The organism is Mycetocola sp., assembly GCF_046716805.1.
Lineage (GTDB): Bacteria > Actinomycetota > Actinomycetes > Actinomycetales > Microbacteriaceae > Mycetocola_A.
The window spans coordinates 1-3,678 of the sequence record NZ_JBKJWH010000141.1 but is presented as its reverse complement, the minus strand read 5'-3'; the positions used below and the strand labels follow the sequence as shown (position 1 = coordinate 3,678).

Here is a 3,678-nt window from a genome sequence, read left to right as displayed (position 1 = left end):
CCGGCCGGTGCGCTGCTCAGCGTCACGGAGTTCGGCGAGCACTGCATCGAACCCGGACGCCAAACCCGGGTCGATCACGGCGGTGCGGTCCTCGCCGCGAACGACGTACCCGTTGGCTCCCTTGGATTTCTCGAGCTGGAAGCAGTTCTCAGCGATCAGGCGCATGCGAATCCTTTCAGACGGCTCTCGGTAGTACACCATGCACGTGGCTTCAGGGTCGAGGTCTTGCGCGGCGAGCGCTCGACAGGAACCGAGGGCAGAAGGCGGCCAATTTCTCCTGTCGAGCAGCACTCGCCGCCGATGGATCCTGTCGAGCGGCGGACAAAGAACTACCGTGGGGAGTGAACGCACCAAAAGCCGCCAGAACGGATGCCATGTCGAAGAAGAAGCGCACGAAACGAAGCGGACACCCCGGCCGTGTGAACCACCTGTCGCTCGTCGGAAAGCCGTCGAGCGCGGACACGGCGCTGCAGTTGCGCTTCCATGCCTGGTTCCGCAAGCACGCCGCAGAGTACGACGAACACCCCGACGCCGAGGCCGTTCGCGCTCTGACCGCACTCCTCTTCGAGACGGCCGCCGTCCGTGGGCTCTCACTCGCGCACCCGACAATCGACGTTCTCGACACCGTACTCGGCCTGATCGCCGACGACGAGGAGCTGTTCGAGCTGGAGGCTGCGGCCCTGGACGTGCTCACCCACTACCTCGACTTCCTTCACGACGTCGACGTGTGGGCAGGCAGCGATGAGGAGTTCGAAACCTCAATGAACTTTCTCGTGGCAATGCTCGACACCCTCGAGGACGACGAGCCAGAAACGATCCTCGACGATCTGCTCGACGGGCTCCGCGATCTGCCCGACGTCCCGGTCGCAGACCAGCTCGCCGCTCTCGATGAGATGACTCCGATCGCCGCAGTGGACAAGCTTCTCGCCTGGATCGGCACGAGCAAGCCGGTGACCAGCACAGGTGCGTTGCGCCTCGGCGACATCGAGCCGGTCGCTGCGCTGCTCGGTGTGCGCGCCGTGGGCAAACGCGGCGCCCCGATGTCGCTCCCGGAGAAGCCCGGTGCCGACCGGCGCGAGGTCGCGGCTAAACCGCGCGAGGTAGGCAGCATGTGGGACGTCAGCGAGCTGAACCGTTGGTGGGCGGCGCTCGAGGAGACCGGCATCATCGAGATCACTCCCACGCGCCTGCGTCGAGGTCCCCGTGCAGACGACTGGGAATCTACCCATCAGTCAGTGGCGCTCGACATCCGTATCGACGTGCTTGGCCTCTACCTGACAGCCTGGGCCGGTTCGTCGATTGAGGCGATCCCCAAACTTGCAACGCACGCCCTGGTGCAAAACCTGGCACAGTTTTCCGCCGCCGTCAGTCCGCAGGTGCACTCCGAGATGTCGAGCAACGCCATCATGGAGCAGATGATCGCGGCGTCACCGTCCGGCGGCGTTCTCGATCTCGCCCGATTCGCCGGTGAACTGTCCCAAAGCGCCATGCGTCATTTCGAAACGATGCGGATGCTGTCGGCCGAGCCGAGCCCGGACGGTTCCGACCGTTTCGTGGTTGCGGAAGCGGCGCGACCGGCGTTCGCCCACGGCATCCGTCGCTTCCGGAACTCCTTCGGTCCGGTGCCGACGGATGCACCGCCGCTCGACTCCCCGCACCCGCCGGGAACCGTGCTGCGGCTGAAGATCGCGCTCCTCGAGTCCAAGCCCGCGGTCTGGCGACGAGTGACCGTGCCGGCCGATGCGACGTTCGCGGATTTACACCACATCATCCAGGCTGTGTTCGGCTGGCAGAACTCACACCTCCACCAGTTCTTCGAGGGTGACGACTGGTACAGCCCCGAGGTGATCATCACCGATCTGCGCTTCCAGGACACCTACGAGGAGGAAATCGAGGACGAAGCCGCCGTCGCGATCGGTGTGTTCTTCGAGGAGCCGGGTGACGAGGTCAACTACCAGTACGACTTCGGCGACGACTGGCGCCACGTGATCCGGCTGGAGCGAATCGAGCCCGAAGGCACGGATGCCGGGCCACACTGCATAGACGGACGCGGACGTGCGCCGTTGGACGACTCATTCGGCGTGCACGGGTGGGCCGAGAAGGTGCGGATCAGCCAGGACCCTGCGGACCCTGACCACGAAGACATTCGCGAGTGGCTCGGCCTCGCCCCGGGCGAGGTACTGGACCCGAAACACTTCGACGTGGCAGAAGCGGATGCCGCCCTGACGCCGCTGCGACGCGCCTTGCGCCGCTGATCGTTCGTTCAGAGTCTCGCCGAGCGGTCGAGCGCCTCCACCGCGAACGGTCAACAGGATCCGAGCACAGAAACCGGTCCGTTTCTCCTGTCGAGCGTCGCTGGCCGCCGATACATCCTGTTCGGCGGCGGCGCTGGTATTCCGAACTGACCCGGAGCGCATCAACCGGCTTCTCGATGAAGCCTGCCGCACCCCGTTCTGCGGGATCGGCAAGCCGGAAGCACTCAAACATCAACTCGCTGGGTACTGGTCCCGACGGATTACCGATGAGCACCGCCTGGTTTACAGCGTCGAGGACGACAACCTCGTCGTGATCGCGGCGCGCTTCCACTACTGATCGAGCGGAGCTGATGCCGCCGCAAGCGACGCTTCGATCCCGTCGACAATGATGCCGAGCCCGAACGCGAACTCATTGCCGTAGGCATAACCCGGCTGCAGGATTAGCTCAGTCGCCATGGTCGCCAGGTGCGGAAACGCACCAGACATCATCGCCTGCTGGGCGAGAATGTCCTCGGTCACCGCCCCGATGTCTCCCGCCTCATCGAGCGGCAGCGACGCTTCCTGCAGCGCAAACCCGTGTACGTAACTGTCCAGTAGCGACATGGCGTGGGCCGCGAGCGGGATGGAGAAACCGGCGCCGACGAGGCATCCGATCGTCGCATTGAGGTAGTTGAGAGTCTCGACCGTGCTCCGTGCGTCGACCTGTGAGATGGCCCACGGATGCCGCTTCAGCACGTCGCGCGCGGACTCCGAGCGTTCCCGCAGAGCCGGCTTCCACGCGGCATCCGCAACTGGGATCGCCATCTCGCTGACGACGAGTCCGACCATGCCGTCGAGCAGCTCGTCCTTGTTCCTCACGTGGTAGTAGAGCGACATCGCCTCGACGCCAAGTTCACCCGCGAGCTTGCGCATGCTCAGCGAGTCGATGCCGCCGGAGTCGGCGAGCGCCACCGCGACCCGGATCGCCCGCTCCCGCGTCACCGGTTCCCGCGTTGCCTTCGTTGCCAAACGTGCCACCACGCCCTCCGCTTCCGTCTCAGATTGTTTCCCGATAACTCTAGACACTACCTTACGGCGTATGGTAGCTTTCTCGCATCACCTTACACCGTATGGTGAACTCTCCTCCGAAGGACCATGATCATGACCAGCACGCTCGCCCCCACCGCCGACTGGACCCAGGCCGACATGCCCGACCTCACCGGTAAAACGGTCATCGTCACCGGCGGCAACAGCGGCATCGGCCTCGAAGCCGCCCGTGCATTTGCCGCGCACGGCGCCCGCGTCGTTCTCGCCGTGCGCGACGAGCAGAAGGGCCGGGATGCCGCGGCCACGATCGCTGGCTTCACCGAGGTCCGGCAGCTGAATCTGGCCGACCTCGTCTCGATCCACACCTTCGCAGCGGCCTGGACCGGTGACATCCATC

At 65.0% G+C, this 3,678-nt stretch carries 3 protein-coding genes and 1 pseudogene; 3 read left to right on the top strand and 1 reads right to left on the bottom strand.

Going from position 1 to position 3,678, the window contains the following annotated elements:
- Positions 1-341: 341 nt before the first annotated feature.
- Together ACLQ62_RS11070 and ACLQ62_RS11065 are read left to right on the top strand one after the other, a co-directional pair.
- Entirely contained in the window at positions 342-2,255 is a 1,914-nt protein-coding gene (locus tag ACLQ62_RS11070; protein WP_411721691.1) for a plasmid pRiA4b ORF-3 family protein, read from the top strand.
- A 154-nt stretch (positions 2,256-2,409) separates the two neighbouring features.
- Positions 2,410-2,592, top strand: a pseudogene (locus ACLQ62_RS11065) (Txe/YoeB family addiction module toxin); the annotation flags it as partial.
- Here ACLQ62_RS11065 and ACLQ62_RS11060 read toward each other — a convergent pair.
- Positions 2,586-3,272: a TetR/AcrR family transcriptional regulator C-terminal domain-containing protein gene (locus tag ACLQ62_RS11060; protein ID WP_411721690.1), complete on the bottom strand. Its 687-nt coding sequence runs from the start codon at positions 3,270-3,272 to the stop codon at positions 2,586-2,588. The pseudogene ACLQ62_RS11065 and the gene ACLQ62_RS11060 overlap by 7 nt on opposite strands.
- 123 nt (positions 3,273-3,395) lie before the next feature.
- Between ACLQ62_RS11060 and ACLQ62_RS11055 the strand changes: the two genes are divergently transcribed.
- The coding region (locus ACLQ62_RS11055) for an SDR family NAD(P)-dependent oxidoreductase (RefSeq protein ID WP_411721689.1) at positions 3,396-3,678 on the top strand (283 nt) is incomplete at its 3' end.